The sequence below is a fragment of the Rhodoblastus sp. genome (genome assembly GCF_052145335.1).
In the GTDB taxonomy this organism is placed as follows: Bacteria; Pseudomonadota; Alphaproteobacteria; order Rhizobiales; family Beijerinckiaceae; genus Rhodoblastus.
On the sequence record NZ_JBKQOU010000065.1, the window covers coordinates 1 to 17100 of the forward strand.

14 protein-coding genes are annotated in these 17100 nt (G+C 60.6%); 11 read left to right on the forward strand and 3 right to left on the reverse strand.

Translation table 11 applies throughout. The features are described from left to right. The 3 genes from ACLP2E_RS04545 to ACLP2E_RS04555 form a co-directional block, all read left to right on the forward strand. Positions 1–571: efflux RND transporter periplasmic adaptor subunit (locus ACLP2E_RS04545; RefSeq protein ID WP_442465270.1), on the forward strand; the 571-nt coding region annotated here is incomplete at its 5' end. A gap of 49 nt (positions 572–620) precedes the next feature. Beyond that, complete coding sequence (locus tag ACLP2E_RS04550; RefSeq protein ID WP_442465271.1) at positions 621–3857, forward strand: efflux RND transporter permease subunit; 3237 nt, start codon at positions 621–623, stop codon at positions 3855–3857. A 53-nt stretch (positions 3858–3910) separates the two neighbouring features. Further along, positions 3911–5497: an efflux transporter outer membrane subunit gene (locus ACLP2E_RS04555; RefSeq protein ID WP_442465272.1), complete on the forward strand. Its 1587-nt coding sequence runs from the start codon at positions 3911–3913 to the stop codon at positions 5495–5497. A 52-nt stretch (positions 5498–5549) separates the two neighbouring features. Here the strand turns inward: ACLP2E_RS04555 and ACLP2E_RS04560 are convergent, their stop codons facing one another. Beyond that, a complete protein-coding gene (locus ACLP2E_RS04560; RefSeq protein WP_442465273.1) occupies positions 5550–6236 on the reverse strand; it encodes a response regulator transcription factor in 687 nt (228 codons plus the stop codon). A 595-nt stretch (positions 6237–6831) separates the two neighbouring features. Here ACLP2E_RS04560 and ACLP2E_RS04565 point away from each other — a divergent pair. The 6 genes from ACLP2E_RS04565 (at position 6832) to ACLP2E_RS04590 (ending at position 13076) form a co-directional block, all read left to right on the forward strand. Further along, on the forward strand, positions 6832–8604 hold the full coding sequence (locus ACLP2E_RS04565; protein ID WP_442464032.1) for an outer membrane beta-barrel protein: 1773 nt from the start codon (positions 6832–6834) through the stop codon (positions 8602–8604). Positions 8605–9011: 407 nt separating this feature from the next. Continuing rightward, positions 9012–10646 (forward strand): outer membrane beta-barrel protein, encoded by a 1635-nt coding sequence (locus ACLP2E_RS04570; RefSeq protein ID WP_442465274.1) that lies wholly within the window; start codon positions 9012–9014, stop codon positions 10644–10646. A gap of 187 nt (positions 10647–10833) precedes the next feature. Continuing rightward, complete coding sequence (locus tag ACLP2E_RS04575) at positions 10834–11634, forward strand: DUF2076 domain-containing protein (protein ID WP_442465275.1); 801 nt, start codon at positions 10834–10836, stop codon at positions 11632–11634. A 169-nt stretch (positions 11635–11803) separates the two neighbouring features. After that, positions 11804–11929, forward strand: coding sequence for a type B 50S ribosomal protein L36 (gene ykgO, locus ACLP2E_RS04580; RefSeq protein WP_012590802.1), 126 nt, complete (start codon positions 11804–11806; stop codon positions 11927–11929). Positions 11930–12015: 86 nt separating this feature from the next. Further along, positions 12016–12474, forward strand: a complete 459-nt coding sequence (locus ACLP2E_RS04585) for a DUF1810 domain-containing protein (RefSeq protein ID WP_442465276.1) — start codon at positions 12016–12018, stop codon at positions 12472–12474. A gap of 8 nt (positions 12475–12482) precedes the next feature. Beyond that, complete coding sequence (locus ACLP2E_RS04590; RefSeq protein ID WP_442465277.1) at positions 12483–13076, forward strand: tetratricopeptide repeat protein; 594 nt, start codon at positions 12483–12485, stop codon at positions 13074–13076. A 3-nt stretch (positions 13077–13079) separates the two neighbouring features. Here the strand turns inward: ACLP2E_RS04590 and hemN are convergent, their stop codons facing one another. Next, on the reverse strand, positions 13080–14432 hold the full coding sequence (hemN, locus tag ACLP2E_RS04595; RefSeq protein ID WP_442464027.1) for an oxygen-independent coproporphyrinogen III oxidase: 1353 nt from the start codon (positions 14430–14432) through the stop codon (positions 13080–13082). A gap of 171 nt (positions 14433–14603) precedes the next feature. On the opposite strand from hemN, the gene hemH reads away from it, so the two are divergent. Continuing rightward, positions 14604–15656 carry a ferrochelatase gene (gene hemH / locus ACLP2E_RS04600; RefSeq protein ID WP_442464026.1) on the forward strand — a complete coding sequence of 351 codons (1053 nt, stop codon included), beginning with the start codon at positions 14604–14606 and terminating at the stop codon, positions 15654–15656. Further along, a complete protein-coding gene (cutA, locus tag ACLP2E_RS04605) occupies positions 15647–15982 on the forward strand; it encodes a divalent-cation tolerance protein CutA (protein ID WP_442464025.1) in 336 nt (111 codons plus the stop codon). Before hemH ends, cutA begins: the two co-directional genes overlap by 10 nt. A gap of 75 nt (positions 15983–16057) precedes the next feature. Here cutA and ACLP2E_RS04610 read toward each other — a convergent pair whose 3' ends face one another. Next, positions 16058–16918: a hypothetical protein gene (locus ACLP2E_RS04610; protein ID WP_442464024.1), complete on the reverse strand. Its 861-nt coding sequence runs from the start codon at positions 16916–16918 to the stop codon at positions 16058–16060. Positions 16919–17100: the final 182 nt, after the last annotated feature.

Genomic DNA, 17100 nt, shown 5'->3' on the forward strand with positions numbered 1-17100 from the left:
GGTCATCCGCAGCCCGGCCGACGGCATCGTGTCGGCGCGCGTCGCCGCGCCGGGGTTGCTGGTCCAGCCCGGCGGAACGCCGATCACGGTCAGCGACGATTCGACCATGTGGCTGAACTCCTTCGTCATCGAGAGCGACGCGCTCGCCATGCAGGTCGGCCAGCAGGTGGTCGCCAGAATCCCCACCGCCTCGGAAGAAGTCTTCAGCGGCAAGGTGACGCGGGTCGGCGGCTCGGTCGATCCCAACACCCATCGCCTGCTGGTGCGCTCCGTGATCGACGATCCGCAGCATAAATTGCGCGCCGGCATGATCGCCAGTTTCGAAATCACCACCGACAAGCCCGTGCATTCGCTGAGCATTCCGGCGACCGGCGCGGTGCGCGAAGGCGACGGCACCATGACCGCCTGGGTGCAGAAGGACGCGACCCATTTCACCCAGCGCGTGGTCAAGCTCGGCATCCAGCAGGATGGCGACGATCAGGTGCTCGAAGGCTTGCAGGAGGGCGAACCGGTGATCGTCGAAGGCGCGGTCTTCGTCGACAACATCCTCAACGCGCCCCCGTCCGACTGACCGTGAAACCCCGCCCCATCCGCACTTGTAATCCCGCGGGAGCCGTAAATTGATTAAAGCACTGCTCACATTCAGCTTGACGCGACGCGCCATCGTCGTGCTCGGCGTCATCGTCTTCCTGGCGGCAGGCGCCTTCTCCTTCAGCAAGCTGAACATCGAAGCCTATCCCAATCCGGCGCCGACGATTCTCGAAATCACCGCCCAGCAAGCCGGGCTTTCTGCCGAGGAAATGGAGAAATATTACACCATTCCGATGGAGATCGGGCTCTATCCGACTCCCGGCATCGACAATATCCGCTCGACCTCGTTCTATGGCCTGAGCTTCGTCCGCGTGACCTTCAAATATGGCGTCGATTACCATTTCGCCTTCGCCCAGGCGGCGGTCAGCCTGCAGCAGAACGTCAATCTGCCGGGCAACCAGATTCCGCAGATTCAGCAATCCAGCCTCACCGGCGAAATTTTCCGCTATGAAATCACCGGACCGCAACATTTCGGCCTGACCAATCTGCGCACCATCGAGGACTGGGTGGTCGCGCGTCGCCTCCTGACCATTCCCGGCGTCGTGCAAATCAACGCCTGGGGCGGCACCACCAAGGAATTCCATGTCGAGCTCGATCCGGCCAAGCTCGAAGCTTATAATGTCACTATTCCCCAAGTCATCACCGCGCTCGGCAACGCCAATATCAACGTCGGCGGCCGCGAAATCACCATCGGCCAGCAGTCGATCAATATTCGCGGCGTCGGCCTGATCGACGACGGCGGCAACGACGATCTGGCCCAGGGCGACAAGGTCAAGGACATCGAAGAAATCGTCCTGTCGCAGGTCAATGGCGTGCCGATCCAGATCAGGAATCTCGGCAAGGTCACCGTCGGCTATGTGCCGCGCCTCGGCATCGCCGGCCGCGACAATAACGACGACGTCGCCGCCGCCATCGTCGTGATGGGCCGCACCCAGCACACCAATGACATCCTGCCCAAGGTCCAGAAGGAAGTCGCCAAGATCAATTCCGACGGCACCCTGCCGCCCGGCGTCAAGGTCGTGCCCTATTACGATCGCGGCGAACTGGTCGGCGTGACGACCCATACCGTGATGCATAATCTGGTGTTCGGCTGCCTGCTGGTGTTCTTCATCCAGTGGATCTTCCTTGGAGACCTGCGCAGCGCCATCATCGTCGCCGCCAATATTCCCTTCGCTCTGTTCTTCGCCATCATGATTCTGGTGGCGCAGGGCGAGGACGCCAATCTTCTCTCGGTCGGCGCGGTGGATTTCGGCATCATCGTCGATTCCGCGGTCATTCTGGTCGAAAACATCTTCCGAAACTTCCAGCTGCGAGGGCAGGAGCGGCAGACCTTGCTGCAGCACCTGTTCGAAGGCTATTGGGGTCCAAACCCGACCGCTCTCGGCACCCAGGGCGACACCACGCGCTGGACCAATCGCCTGCGCCTGATCCTGATCAGCGCGCTGCAGGTGGACAAGGCGGTGTTCTTCACCGCCGCCATCACCGTCACCGCCTTCTTGCCGCTGTTCACCATGACCGGCGTCGAGGGCCAGATTTTCGGCCCGATGGCCCGCACCTACGCCTATGCCCTGACCGGCGCCCTGTTCGCCACCTTCACCGTCGCCCCGGTCATGGCCTCGCTGGTTTTGCCGGCGCGGGTCCAGGAGCACGAAACCATCGTCGTCCGGGCGATCCGTGCGATCTATTCGCCGGTGCTCAAGTTCTCGCTGGACAATGTCGGTTTGATCATCGCCATCGGCTTGTTGTTCCTGGCCCTCGGCGGCGCGCTCGCGTCGCGGCTCGGCAGCGAATTCCTGCCGGCGCTCGAGGAAGGCAATTACTGGATCCGCGCCTCGATGCCGCCGACGATTTCACTCGCCGCCGGTTCGACCGCCACCAACAAGATGCGCGAAATCCTGCTGCGCCATAAGGAAATCGTTACGGTGGTGTCGCAGCACGGCCGTCCCGACAACGGTTCCGACGCTTCGCCCTTGTCCAATGTCGAATTGTTCGCGCCCTTGCTGGCGTTCGACAAATGGCCTGCGGGTCTGACCAAGGAAAAGCTGACCGCGCAATTGCAGAAGGAATTTGCCGAGGAATTGCCCGGCGTCGGTTTCAACTTCTCGCAATATATCCAAGACAACGTCGAAGAGGCCTTGTCCGGCGTGAAGGGCGCCAATTCGGTAAAGATCGTCGGCCCCAATCTGGCGAAGCTGGAGGAGATTGCGAACCAGGTCCAGGATGAAATGGCCAAGGTGCGCGGCGTCTCCGATCTCGGCATTTTCCATGTTCTCGGCCAGCCCAATCTGAACGTCAAGATCAATCGCGCCAAAGCGGCGCGCTACGGCCTCAACACCGGCGACGTCAATACCGTCGTGCAGGCGGCGCTTGGCGGCGCCTCGGCGACCACGGTGCTGGAAGGCGACCGCACGTTCAACCTGTCGGTGCGCCTGTTGCGCGATGATCGCAACGACATCGACGCCGTCAAGGCGATCAAGGTCGCCTATGCCAACGGCAATGGCAGCCAGAATTCCTATGTGCCGCTGAGCGAACTCGCCACTGTCAGCCTCGACACCGGCGCCTCCTATATTTACCGCGAACGCTCGGCCCGCTTCATCCCGATCAAGTTCTCGGTGCGAGGGCGCGATCTCGGCAGCACGGTGGCGGAGGCGCAGGAACGCATCGCCAAGGCGGTCAAACTGCCGACGGGTTACCGCATCCTCTGGGCGGGCGAGTTCGAAGATCTGCAGGCCGCCAGCGCCCGTCTGAAAATCGTGCTGCCGATCACCTTGGCGCTGATCCTCGTCCTGCTCTACGGCCTGTTCAACACCTTGCGCGATTCGTTGCTGGCTATGGCGGGCATTCCCTTCGCCGTCGTTGGCGGCATCATCGCGCTTTACGTGTCCGGGCTGGATTTCTCGGTTTCGGCGGCGATCGGCTTCATTTCGCTGTTCGGCGTCGCGGTGATGGACGGTATCTTGAACATCACCTACTACCGGGAATTGCGCATCAGGGGCATGGGCGTCGCCGAAGCGGTATTTTACGGCGCCGAGCAGAGAATGCGCCCGATGCTGATGACCGCTCTGTCGGCGGGCGTCGGCTTGTTCCCCGCCGCTATTTCCAGCGGCATCGGCAGCCAGGTGCAAAAGCCCCTGGCGACCGTGGTGGTCGGCGGCATGATCATCGGTCCGATCATGCTTCTGGTCGTCGCGCCCGCGATTCGTAAGTTCTTCCTCCGCAAGGATGAAATCCGGGTCACGCAGGCGCCGTCCGCCGCGCAGCATTGAGTTTCTGGAGGATCGGAGTTTTGAAAATGAAAAAGATCCGCGGAAATCGTCGAATGGCGAAGCTCGCCGGCAGCCGCCCGGCGGCGGCGGCGACCGCCGCCGCGCTCGCCCTGCTGCTGTCGGGATGCGCCGTCGGTCCGGATTTCGTCGCCTCGGCGGCGCCGGACGTCAATGGCTACACCAAGGAAAATCTCGGAGGAACGGCGGGGGCGCCCGGGCAGGGCGGGGCTTCGCAGCGTTTCGTCAAGGATCTGGATATTCCCGGCCAATGGTGGACTTTGTTCCACTCCCGGCCGTTGAACAGCCTGATCGAAACCGCGCTCATCAACAACCACGATCTCAAGGCGGCGGAAGCCGCGCTGAAAGTGGCGAAGGAATCGGTTGAAGCTCAGAAGGGCTTTTTCTATCCGCAGGTCGTCGGCAACGCGCTCGGGACCCGGCAGCAGGCGGCGATCGGCACGATTTCGCCCCCTCTAAACAACCCCTATATTTCGGTGTTCAATCTGGTGACGCCGCAGGTGAACGTCTCCTATACGCCGGACGTATGGGGCCTCAACCGCCGCACCGTCGAATCGCTGCAGGCGCAGGCCGACATGCAGAAATTCCAGACCGAGGCGGCCTATCTCACCCTGACGTCGAACATCGTCGTCGGCGCGGTGCAGGAAGCATCCTATCGCGGCCAGATCGCAGCGACAAAAAAAGCCGTCCAGCTAATGCGCGAGCTGCTGGTCGTCATCAGAAAGGAAAAGGCGATCGGTCAGGCGGCGGAAGCCGATGTGGCGGTTCAGGAAGCGGCTCTGGCGCAGGCGGAGACGGCGATCCCGGTCCTCGAAAAGCAGCTGGCGCAACAACGCGATCTGCTCACGGCCCTGACCGGCGGCCTGCCGAGCCAGCCGATATCAGAGACCTTCCAGCTGTCCGGCTTGCATCTGCCCGAGAAACTCCCTGTAAGCCTTCCCGCCAATCTGATCTGGCAGCGTCCGGACGTGCGGGCGGCGGACGAGAATCTCCATTCGACCGCGGCTTTGGTCGGCGTCGCTCTCGCCAACCGTCTGCCCAACGTTACGCTCACCGCCGACGCCGGCCAGACCGCTCTGAGTATCGGACAATTGTTCGCGCCCGGAAATAATTTCTGGACCCTCGGCGCGCAGCTTGCGGGACCGATTTTCGACGGCGGCACGCTGATGCATAGGGAGGCGGCGGCCGAAGCCGCCTATGTGCAGGCGGCCGAGCAATACAAGAGCACGGTGGTCAACGCCTTCCAGAACGTGGCGGATTCGCTGCGCGCCATCCAGCACGATTCGGACGGGTTGAAAGTCGCAGTGGCGGCGGAGGCTGCTGCGGCCAAAAGCCTGAAAATTGTCACCGCCCAATATAAGCTTGGCCAGGTCGCGCAGGCCATCGTTCTGGTCGCCGAACAAACCTATCTGAACGCGGTGGTCAATCGCGTCCAGGCGCAGGCCCTGCGCTATTCGGACACCGCCGCCTTGTTCCAGGCGCTCGGCGGCGGCTGGTGGAACCGTAACGAGGATCTCGCGCGGGTCGATTCGGTCGCCCAGGCGAAAATCATCGATCTCGATCTGTATCCAAAGCCCAAGCTGGTCACCGGCGAGGATTACGTCATCACTCCCGCGAAATAAGCGGTGATTCAAAGTCGCTTGTTCATCAGATGACGGGCCGGCGTCAGTCGGGTCAATCCGGCGAATAGACGAGGCGATAGCCGACGCCGGCTTCGGTCAGAAGGATCTTCGGCGAGGCCGGATCAATCTCGATCTTCTGGCGCAGACGGCGAACCAGCACGCGCAAATATTGGGCGCTCATGTCATGCGAGGCGCCCCATAACTTTTGCAGGATGAAATGATGTGGCACGATGCGGTCGGCGTCGCGCATCAGCACTTGCAGCAACGCGAGTTCCTTCCGCGTGAGCTTGTGGACATGGCCGCGCACTAGTGCGGTTCTCTTGCCGAGATCGAGCAAGACCTCGCGGTGATCTTCGGTATTGACCGTGTTACGTCTGGCGGCGCCGCGCAAATGGGCGCGAATTCGCGCCAGCAATTCACCAATGGCAAAGGGCTTGACGACATAATCATTGGCGCCGGCGTCAAGCGCTTCGATTTTCTCCGCCTCCCGATTGCGGCTCGAAATGACGATGATCGGCGCCTGCGAGGATTCGCGAACGGTGCGAATGACTTCCTTGCCGTCGATATCGGCCAGCGCCAGTTCCAGCAGCACCAGATCGGGCTTCTGCGTGAGAATCAGGTCGATCGCCTGAACGCCGGAATCGATGGAAATCGCATCGAAGCCGCCGTCGTTGAGGTGCTGCTTCAATAGGCGATGGGCATTCGGCTGGTTGTCGACGATGAGAATGCCCGGCTTCATTTTGTGCGGATCGCCCTTCACGGCTCAGCCGTGGCGGCGAAATCGCGCCGAGGCCGATTATAACGAAGCAATAGGCGAGCCGTCCTCAAGATTCAAGCAAAAGCCCTCCATTCAGGCTCGGAAAAGACTGAAATTGGCGGGAATTTCCCCGCTGAAAAAGGCTGGCTGCCCAAAAATTAGTCACGCGCCGCAGCATAAGCACCATGTAAAGAATAGTTTATATGGCTTATTACACTTATATTATGTCGCCTAAAAAAGCAGCAAAGAGACTTTCTGACAGCAGGAAAGCCGGGACGACAAGAAAACCGGCTAGGAAAGCGCGATCCAAAGGGAAATTGGTCCCCTTTTTGATTCTTTTTCGCGCGCCTATTTGGCCGCTGAAACTGTAATAAATTCGCAACAGTTGTTGGAAAGATGACGGGATTGCGCCGACATTTGGGCCGACGGCCTGCTCCATGAACATTATAAGTCATTGAAAATAAATGATATTGAAAAAAATGATACGGAAATGTTATGTTATCTTAATGGAATGCTTATGGCGTTAATATCGTTGGCGTGTAAATTTCGACCATCGAATAGAGGAGTAATTTTCCTGATGGATAGGCGTTTCGCACTCATCCCAACCTTGGTCGCCGGCGCGCTCGTCGCGTTTGCGAGCACAGCCATGGCCGCCGACGCGGCGGCTCCGGCGCCCGCTGGCGGCAACCCGCCAAATCCTTATCTGGTTCCGTTTACCTATGCGGGACTGGCCCCGAGCGCCCCCTCCGCGGTCGATCCGAACTATACGGTCAAGGAACTGGACAATCTCGGCGACTCGTTCTTCACCCGACTGGTGAATTACTACAAGCTGGAATGGGGCCATGACGGCGCGCCGGTGGATCCGAACGCTCCGGCCTCCCGCCGCGCACCGCCGTGGCCGGCGCAACCTGTGACTCAGCCGCCCTATCCCTTCACCGAATGGCCCTATGGCGGCACGACGTCGCTCGGCGTCAACCGCCCGAATTCGGTGGACAGCCCCCTGATGGTGGCGCTGGCGCCGACCGCTTTCGGCAAGTGGATGGGCGACAACAACATCCAGATGTACGGCTGGCTCAACGGCGGCTTCAACGTCTCCAATGAAAAGGTCGAAGGCGGCAACTGGCCGGCGGCTTATTCCTACCGTCCGAACAAGCTCTCGCTCGACCAGCTCGTGCTCTACATCGAACGCACCCCCGACACGGTCCAGAAAGACCACTTCGACTGGGGTTTCCGCGTCTCCGGCATTTACGGCCAGGATTACCGCTATACGACGTCATTCGGCTATACGTCGAACGCGCTCTATGGCCACGACACCATCAACGGCTTCGACTATCCGATGATGTGGCTCGAAGGCTATATTCCGTGGGTGGCGGAAGGCATGATGATCCGCGTTGGCCGCTATATTTCGATCCCCGACATCGAGGCCCAGCTTGCGCCGAACAACTACATGTTCTCGCACTCGATGACCTATGGGTATGACAACTATACCAATACAGGCATCATGACCTCGACCGCCCTCACCAGGAACATCTTCGTTCAGGCCGGCGTGTCGATCGGCACCGACACCGCCTTCACGCATTGGGGGCAAAAGGTCACCAACACCGCTCAGACCATCAGCTATACCGGCCTGAACGGCGTAGACTACGTCAACGTGGCTAACCCCTACAGTTCGTCTCCTCAGATCTGGAAGGACCCCGGCGCGGTTCCGTCCTTCGCCGGCTGTCTTAAGTATCAGTCCGACAGCGCCTACGACAATCTTTACCTTTGCATGGATGGCATCAACGCCGGCCAATGGGGTTACAACAACCTGCAGTGGTACGGCGGCACCTATTACCACAAGTTCAACGAAGAATGGCACATCTCGATCGAGAGCTATGTGACCCACCAGCATAAGGTGCTGAACCTTTCGAACGTGGGTCAGGCGGGGGAAGCCAACCCCGAAGCTCTTGCGATCTATAGCGCCGGCGGCATCTTCGCTTCCCCGAACCACTTCCTGTACAATGGTCCGTTCGGCGCGAACTGTAAGAACCCGGCATTGCTCTGGTGTACGACCACCGAACAAACGGCTCTCGCTTACCTGAACTATCGCTGGAGTGCGCTGGACAATATTTCCTGGCGCGCGGAATATATCAACGACGTCAACGGTCAGCGCACCGGCACCGCCACCCGCTATATGGGTCTGGCGATTGGCTTGCAGCATTGGTTCTCGCCGCAAGTCGAGGTTCGTCCGGAGATCGCCTATTATCGCTCCTTCGACGCGCCGGCCTTCAATGGCAACGCCAACTTCGGCATCGCTCCGACTTCGAGCAACGCCGTCATCGGCTCCGCCGACATCATCTGGCACTTCTGATTGTGTCGCAAAGTCCGCTGGTTCATCCCGCGGCCTTTAAAAACAGCCCGCCGAATTTTTTCGGCGGGCTTCCTTTTGAGAAGAACGAAGCTTTCGACAAGATTTGCCCGCTGCAGCGGGAGGCGGTTCCACGCCTTGCATAGCTGAATTCGGTCGGCGAAGCGTAAATACCAAGCAGTAATGTATGGCTGGCTGTTGTAATAAATCTGCAACACTTGTTGACAACTTCACTGTCGTAAAACAGACAGATTGAGCAAATGCGCCGCTAAGAGCCGCTAAGCTATTGAATTAACGGATGAAATTATCATCTGATACGGGAATGTTATATCTTGGCTGAGATTTTTCTATAGCTTTTCCCTAAACCTCATGCGAATTTTCAAGGCAACCAGATCAGGAGAGTTTTTGCAATGCAATGGCGTTCCGCCCTCAAAACCACAATCATGGCCGGAGCCGCCGCGCTGCTTTCTTCCGTGGCCTTCGCCGATGATGAATCCGCGCCGCTCGTCGACGCCGCCCCCGCCATCGATCCCAATTACAACACCAAGAACCTGGGCGATGGTTTTTTCACCCGCTTGATCAACTACTACAAGCTTGAATGGGGCCACGAATTTGCGCCGCCCGATCCGAGCGCCTTGTCGTCGCGCCGCGCCGGCGACCCGCCGCAACCGGTCAATGCGCCGCCCATGCCCTTCATCGACTGGCCCTATGGCGGCACGACGACGCTCGGCGCCAACCGCACCGCTTCCGTCGACAGCCCGCTGATGGTCGCCCTGGGCGACGGCCCGGCAGGCAAGATGTTTTCCGACTGGGGCGTTCAGGCCTATGGCTGGCTCGCCGTTGGCGGCAATCTCAGCACCAACACCCAGAAGGGCGGTAATTCGCCCGGCGCCTATTACTACCAGCCCAACCGGTTCGACCTCGATCAGGCGGTGCTCTATATCGAGCGCACCCCGGATACAGTGCAGAAAGATCATATCGATTGGGGTTTCCGCGTTGCCGGCATTTACGGCTCGGATTACCGCTACACCACCGCCTATGGCCTGTGGAGCTATCAGCTTCTCCACACCAATAACGTGCAGGGCTATGACGCGCCGATGGTCTATGGCGAAATCTTCGTCCCGCAGATCATGGAAGGCTTCATGGTCCGCTTCGGCCGCTTCATCGCGCTGCCGGACATCGAGGCGCAATTAGCGCCCAATAATTACATGTATTCGCACTCGCTCGGCTATACGTTCGACAATTACACCAATACCGGCATCCAGACCTCGCTGGCCTTGACCAAGAACTGGATCGTGCAATTCGGCATTTCCGTCGGCTCCGACACCATGCCGTGGAACTCTTACGCCAAATTGCCCAATCCCTATCCGAACGTGCTCTATCCCAACGCCACCATGTACAAGGACCCGGGCGCGATCCCGTCCTATACCGGCTGCGTGCGCTGGTCGAGCGATAGCTCCTATGACAATGTCTATGTTTGCGGCGACGCCCTGAACAACGGCGTCTGGGGCTACAACAACCTGCAATGGCTCGGCGGCACTTATTTCCACAAGTTCAACGACCAGTGGCATATCGGTTTCGAAACCTGGAACATTCACCTCAACAAGGTTCCGAACGAACTCAATCCCGAAGTGCAGGCGATTGTCGCCAACGGCGGCACACCCTTCTCCAATCCGGCGAGCGGCATTCTCTCGAATGCGCCGAACATGGCGCAATGCGCCAACCCGACGGTGCTCACCTGCACCACGCATACGCAAATGTTCCTGACCTATCTGAACTACCAGTTCAGCAAGCTGGACAATATCTCCTATCGCGCCGAATTCTTCGACGATTACCAGGGGCAGCGCACCGGGGTGAAGACTCGTTATTTCGAAACGGGCATCGGCTGGCAGCATTGGTTCTCGCCGCAGATCGAGGTGCGGCCGGAAGTCACGTTCTACCGCTCGTTCGATGCGCCCGCCTTCAACGCCAACAACGAAACCGGCGCGCCGCCGAACAAAAATAATGCTCTGGTCGTGTCGTCGGATCTGATCTGGCATTTCTGAACCGGCTAACGCAGTCAGGCTGAAACAAGCGTCGCGCGAAGATTTTTTCGCGCGTCGTTTTTTCGTCGGCGTTGGCGACATGACGGAAATTTCATCTTCCCTCGTCTTTGCAACTTGGCGGACGCTGCCCATATTGCGCTGGTCCGGCCGTGGAAACATGCGCCGTTCGCCGCAGAGGAAATGCGCCATGTCACCCGAAGAACGCCAGTTGCTCTCCGACCTGTTTGAACGCGTGCGCAGCCAGGCCAATGCGCCGCGCGACCGCGACGCTGAAAATTTCATCGCCGACGCCGTGCGCCAACAGCCCTATGCGCCTTATCTGCTGGCTCAGGCGGTGATCGTGCAGGAACAGGCTTTGCACGCCGCCGACCAGAAGCTCCAGGATTTGCAGGGGCAGGTCAGCCATTTGCAGGCTGAGGCGCAGGCGCAGGCCGAGCGTCCAAGCTCGGGCGGCTTCCTCAGCGGCCTGTTTGGCGGCGGCGCGCCCGCGCCTCGTCAGGCGCCTCCGCAGCCCAATCAGTCTCCGAATCCCTGGGGCGCGCCCCCGCAGCAGCAGGCCTATGCGCCGCCGCCCCCACAGGGCGGACCCTGGGGTCAGCCCCCTGCCCAGGGCGGCTTTGGCGGCGCTCCGCAACCGCAAGGCGGTGGTTTTCTTAAAGGCGCGCTGGGCGCGGCGGCGGGTGTCGCCGGCGGCATGCTGCTCGCCGATACATTCCGCAATCTGGTCGGCGGCGCCCACGCCGGCGGACTAGGCGGCGCCGCGGGACTTGGCGGACTAGGCGGCGCCGCGGGACTTGGCGGCCTTGGCGGGGCCGGGCTCGGTGGGACAGGAACCGGCGCTGGCGAGACGGTCGTCAATAACTATTATGAAGACGGCAAATCCGACGACGACAGCAACGACGATTCCGATGACAATTCCGATGATGCTCAGGATGCGTCGGATGATGATTATTCTGGCGGCGACGACGATTACAGCGGCGACGTCTGACCGGATCGCTCATTCGCCCCGCCGTATTTTTACCGGCGGGGCAGCCAATCCGATGCGAAAAACCCGCAAAAAGCCAATAAGGACTTGATTGCCGCGCCTAAATCGGGCATAGCACCGGCTCGATTTCTCGGCTGAGGGAGCACCCCGGCCATCTATTCCGGGGTTTGTAATGAAAGTCCGCAACTCTCTCAAGTCGCTGCGCGGCCGTCACCGCGACAACCAGCTGGTCCGCCGCAAGGGCCGTGTCTATATCATCAACAAGACGCAAAAGCGCTACAAAGCCCGCCAAGGCTGAGGTTTCGCTATTCGAAACGAAAAACCCCGGCCTCGCCGGGGTTTTTGTTTTGGCGGCGGGTGTTCTCATCGTGCGGGGATTCCGCCATGCTGCAGCCCGATCCATTCAACCTGCAACGATTTGTCGACGCGCAGGACAAGGCGATGGAAGCCGTGCGCCGCGAATTGCGTTCTGGCCGAAAAATCAGCCATTGGATGTGGTTTGTCTTTCCGCAAATCTCTGGCCTCGGCTTCTCTCGCACCGCGGATTTCTACGCCCTCCATTCTCTGGCTGAGGCGCGGGCTTTTCTTGCTCACCCGGTTCTTGGCGCGCGACTGCGCGATTGCGCCGGTCTGGTCAATGCGATTCAAGGCGGCGACCTGATGTCCATTTTCGGCGATCCCGACCGGCTGAAATTTCGCTCCTGCATGACGCTTTTTGCGACCGTCGCTCCGGGTGAGGCTGTCTTTTCGCAGGCTCTGCAAAAATATTGCGGCGGCGTAGGCGACCCGCTGACTCTCGCCAAAATTTCGGCAATGCTGGCGGACGGCCGAAAATCGGATTAAATGGACCGATGCGCAGGTTTTGTATCTTGCTTTTGCTCGCGCTGGCCAATCTTGGCCTGTTCGCCGCTGCGCCCACCGCCCGCGCCGACGCGCCCCCGCGCGCCTCCGACGCCGCGACGCGGGGAAAAATTTTCGACGATCTGTTCGCCAAACTGGGGCGGGCGCCGGACGAGGCCAGCGCCGCGCAAATCCGCGCCCTGATCGAACGCGTCTGGGCGCATTCGGGTTCGCCCACCGCCGATCTCTTGATGACAAGGGCGGAAAGCGCCCTGAAAGCCGGCAAGCCTGCGCCGGCGGCGGCGTTGCTCGACCGGATCGTCAGCCTTTATCCCGACTGGTCGCTCGGCTGGCGGCGCCGGGCGCAATCGGCCCTGTCCCAGGGCGATAGCGAAGGGGCGATGCTCGATTTCAATCGTGCGCTGCAGGCGGAGCCGCGCGATTTTCTCGCCATGGGCGAACTGGCCGAACTTTTGCGCGCGACGAAGCAGGACAGACCGGCTCTGGAGCTGATGCGCCGCGCCTTGGCGCTAGACCCGCATAACGAGTCCTTGCGCGAAGAGGCGGAGCAATTGCAGCGACAGATTGAAGGCAGGGATATTTGATCGCTAAACGGCGACGCTGTGGCGGGCGGCGCGCGTCGGCAGATAGGCGTCGAAGGCGCTGGCGACAAGGCGCATGAAGGGGCGACCGGCCTCGGTGATCGTGACCCGCCGCCCCTCCTGAGTCGCAACGCCCTCCCGGATCAATTGCGACAAATCCGGCTGCGCGGCGTCGAAAGCCGCGTCATCGCCCAGAATTTCCTCGGCGATCGCGCCGTAATCGACGCTGAAATCGCACATCAGCCGCTCGATCACTGCGGCGCGCGCCAGATCGTCGCGCGAAAAGGCCGCGCCCTTGATGGTGGCGAAACGTCCCGACTCGATGGCGCGCCGCCAGGAGCCGACATCCGCGGCGTTCTGGACGTAGCCTTGCGGGAGGCGGCCAATCGATGAGGCGCCGAAGGGTAGCAGCGCTTCGGCCTGGTCGGTGGTGTAGCCCTGGAAATTGCGGCGCAGCCGGCCCTGGCCGGCGTAAATGGCGAGACGGTCGCCTGGCAAGGCGAAGTGATCGAGGCCGATGGCGACAAAGCCAAGATCGACCAGGGTTTTCCGCGCAACATTAGCTTGTTTGAGGCGCTCGGCGGCGCCGGGCAAAGCGGAGGATTCGATCAAGCTCTGCCTCTTGGCGAACCAGGGCGCATGGGCGTAACCGAACAGGGCGAGACGGCTAGGCTTGAGCGAGGCGGCCAGTTCGGCCGTGCGGATCACATCCTCTTCGCGCTGATGGGGCAGGCCATACATCAGATCGAGATTGATCGCGGCGAAACCGCGCCGCCGCAGCAGGTCGACCGCGCGCGCCACCGTTTCCAATGGCTGGACGCGGCCGATGGCCTTTTGTACGTGCGGATTGAAATCCTGCACGCCGAGGCTCACGCGGGTAATGCCGCCAGCGGCCAGGGCGTCGACCAATTCCCCGTCGACATAGCGCGGATCGAGTTCGATCGAGAATTCCGCGTGGGGCGCGAAGGCGAAATGACTGCGTAGCGCGTCTGTCAGGCCGAGCAGGCGCTGACCGCCCAGCATGCTCGGCGTACCGCCGCCCCAATGGGCGTGGGTGACGGTGCGCGCCGGCGTTTTCTCCGCGACCAGAGCTATTTCGCGGGCGAGAATTTCAGCATAGCCGTCGAGCGGCTCGGCCTTGCGCGTCGCCTTGGTGTGGCAGCCGCAATAGGAGCAAAGCTCACGGCAGTAGGGCACATGCAAATAGAGCGACAACCGCGTTGTCACCGGCAAGGCTGCGAGCCACGCCTCATAGGTCTCCGTTCCCACATTGGCGGAAAAATGCGGCGCGGTGGGGTAGCTCGTGTAACGAGGAACCGATTTTTCCGCGAGGACAAGATTTGAGGGAATGGCGCTCATCGATAATTCCTGACATGGACGGCGGGGCGCAACTTTGACGCGGATCAAATTCCAGCGCAATTCGCCGAGGGAACCGGCGGCGTTCCGCTGTGCAGTCTTTAACGTCCAATTGCAAGACGGCGGATTTTAGACCAAACAGTCTGGCCGGAATTTTGCGAAAGTCAGTTACTCATGTCCTTTGCGCTTCCCGATCATCCTTCCGTCGCCTACGGTCGGATCGGCGTGTTGCTAGTCAATCTTGGCACGCCGGAAGGGACCGGCTATTGGCCGATGCGCCGTTATTTGCGCGAATTCCTGTCCGACCGAAGGGTAATCGAGACGCCGCGCGCGCTATGGCTGCCGTTGCTGCATCTGGTCATCCTGACCACGCGTCCCGGGCGAAAAGGCCGCGATTATGCGAAGATCTGGAATGTCGAGAGCAATGAAGGACCGCTGAAATCCATCACGCGGGCGCAAAGCGAGAAGCTTGGCGTTTGGATCCGCGCTGGCGGACTTGCCGGCGAAGGTCTTGGCGCCGACAGCGCGAAGATCGTCGTCGACTGGGCTATGCGCTATGGCCATCCTCCGATGGCGTCGCGGATAAAGGCTTTGCAGGACCAGGGTTGCGACCGGATTCTGGTCGCGCCGCTTTATCCGCAATACTGCGCCGCGACCAGCGCCACGGTCGCCGATTGCGCTTTCGACACATTGAAGAAAATGCGCTGGCAGCCGACCCTGCGCATTGCGGCGCCCTTTTACGACCGCCCGGCCTATATCGCCGCCTTGGCCAGCAGCTTACGCGAAAATCTGGCGAAACTGGATTTTGCGCCGGAAAAAATCCTGGTTTCCTGGCACGGCATACCCCAGGAATATTTCGACAAGGGCGACCCCTATTATTGCCATTGCGCCAAGACGACGCGGCTGCTTGGCGAGGCGACCGGCCTTGCCGATAAAATGTTGATGACCTTTCAGTCGCGCCTTGGGCCGAGGCAATGGTTGCAGCCCTATACGCTGGAGACGGTGAAAAGCCTGGCCGCACAGGGAGTCAAAAAAATCGCGGTGATCGCGCCGGGCTTTTTCGCTGATTGCCTGGAGACGCTGGAGGAATTGGGCTTCGAGAACCGACTGGCGTTTATCGAAGCGGGCGGCGAAAATTTCGCGCTTGTTCCCTGCCTCAACGACAGTGACGGGGCTGTTGACGTATTAGCCGATATTTTGCGCAGGGAGCTCGCAGGATGGATTTAGGCGCGTTTTGCGTGGTGCTGACCACCACCGACAGGGAGTCTGTCGCCGAAAAAATTACCCACGCCCTGTTGGAAAAAAGGCTGGCCGCCTGCGTACAGGTCCATCCCGTCGCGAGCCGCTATATCTGGAAAGGCGCCCTTGAGCGCAGCGATGAATGGGCGCTGTCGATCAAGGCGCGCACCGCCGATTTTGCGCAGATCGCCTCGATAATCCGCGAACTTCACACTTATGAATTGCCGGAAATCGTCGCTCTGCCCATTCTCGCCGTCGACCCCGCCTATCTCGATTGGGTGGCGCAGGCGACGGAGCGTGGAGAAAACCAATAGGCTCGCGCGCTTTGTTCGGCTGGCTTTTGGGGCATCGGCCGCAAGCACGTCCCTCCCGCCCGCCGGCAACGCAGGTCAATCTTCTAGTTCCGCCAACGCGGCGTCGACATCGAGCCTTTCCATGACATCGGCCGGCTCGCAGCGCGCCGCCTCCCGATAGAGTTTCGTCGCCGCATCGAGCTTGCTCTTGCCGAACAGCATGACCAGTCCGTTGGCGTATTCGATGCGCGCGATGGCGCTGCCGGGGTTGAGTTTCAAAGCCGTCTCGAAATGGGAGACCGCCGCCTCCTTGCTCGCGCCATAGGTTAATCCTCCGACGATCGAGCCGACCTTGCTGATGACTTCGGCATGGTAGACGCCGAGGCCGATATGCGCGTCAGCATGTGCAGGCTCCAGCGCGACGGCGGTTTTAAGCGATTTCAGCACCTTGCCGCCGATGCCCTGCGCCAATGCGGTTACGACCGAAATGCCCTGGCTGTAGCGGCCAAGAGCCTGGGCGGCGAAATAATGCGCGTTCGCGTAATCGGGCGCGACCTTCGCCAGGGCGTCGCAACGTGCGGCGCTGTCCTGAAATATCGCAAGCTGCCGCTTGGGGTCGGGTTCCAGATAGGAAGCGTAAATATTCGCGGCTTTGCTCGCTGGCGCCGCGCCGAGCAGTCCCAGCGAGCCGCCCAGTTCGACAGCCTGCTGGAAATCTCCGCGATGATAGGCGCGCCAAGCGTCCTGCAGAATGGCTGCGGCATTGCCGCCTTTCGGCTTGAGCGCTGGATGACGGGTTGTGATATCCGCGATCCAGGCGTCGTCGGGGAAGGGTTCCCGGTCCCCGCAATGCAATCGCGCCCAATTCTTTTTCAGCTTGGCGCCGGCATAATCATACGCCGCGCTCGGCTGTGGGAATGCGTTCCATTTCGATCGGTCCAGATTCGTTCGGTCCATGACGGCGCCCTTCCTTCAATGCAGATAGCGCTTGGCGAGTTCGTCGAACAGCTCCCGCTCCCTGGGCGCGAGGTAAGGCGCTGCGATCGAGATCACGTAAAAGGCGCCGTTCGCCAAGATCCTGCCGTCGATCAGCGCACGTGGATTGCGCGCATAGGCGAAGGATAGCCAATAGCTGGCGA

Coding starts and splice junctions, on each gene's coding strand:
- ACLP2E_RS04555 (WP_442465272.1), top strand. CDS start 3,911: ATGGCGAAGCTCGCCGGCAGCCGCCCGGCGGCGGCGGCGACCGCCGCC.
- ACLP2E_RS04560 (WP_442465273.1), bottom strand. CDS start 6,236: ATGAAGCCGGGCATTCTCATCGTCGACAACCAGCCGAATGCCCATCGC.
- ACLP2E_RS04565 (WP_442464032.1), top strand. CDS start 6,832: ATGGATAGGCGTTTCGCACTCATCCCAACCTTGGTCGCCGGCGCGCTC.
- ACLP2E_RS04570 (WP_442465274.1), top strand. CDS start 9,012: ATGCAATGGCGTTCCGCCCTCAAAACCACAATCATGGCCGGAGCCGCC.
- ACLP2E_RS04575 (WP_442465275.1), top strand. CDS start 10,834: ATGTCACCCGAAGAACGCCAGTTGCTCTCCGACCTGTTTGAACGCGTG.
- ykgO (WP_012590802.1), top strand. CDS start 11,804: ATGAAAGTCCGCAACTCTCTCAAGTCGCTGCGCGGCCGTCACCGCGAC.
- ACLP2E_RS04585 (WP_442465276.1), top strand. CDS start 12,016: ATGCTGCAGCCCGATCCATTCAACCTGCAACGATTTGTCGACGCGCAG.
- ACLP2E_RS04590 (WP_442465277.1), top strand. CDS start 12,483: ATGCGCAGGTTTTGTATCTTGCTTTTGCTCGCGCTGGCCAATCTTGGC.
- hemN (WP_442464027.1), bottom strand. CDS start 14,432: ATGAGCGCCATTCCCTCAAATCTTGTCCTCGCGGAAAAATCGGTTCCT.
- hemH (WP_442464026.1), top strand. CDS start 14,604: ATGTCCTTTGCGCTTCCCGATCATCCTTCCGTCGCCTACGGTCGGATC.
- cutA (WP_442464025.1), top strand. CDS start 15,647: ATGGATTTAGGCGCGTTTTGCGTGGTGCTGACCACCACCGACAGGGAG.
- ACLP2E_RS04610 (WP_442464024.1), bottom strand. CDS start 16,918: ATGGACCGAACGAATCTGGACCGATCGAAATGGAACGCATTCCCACAG.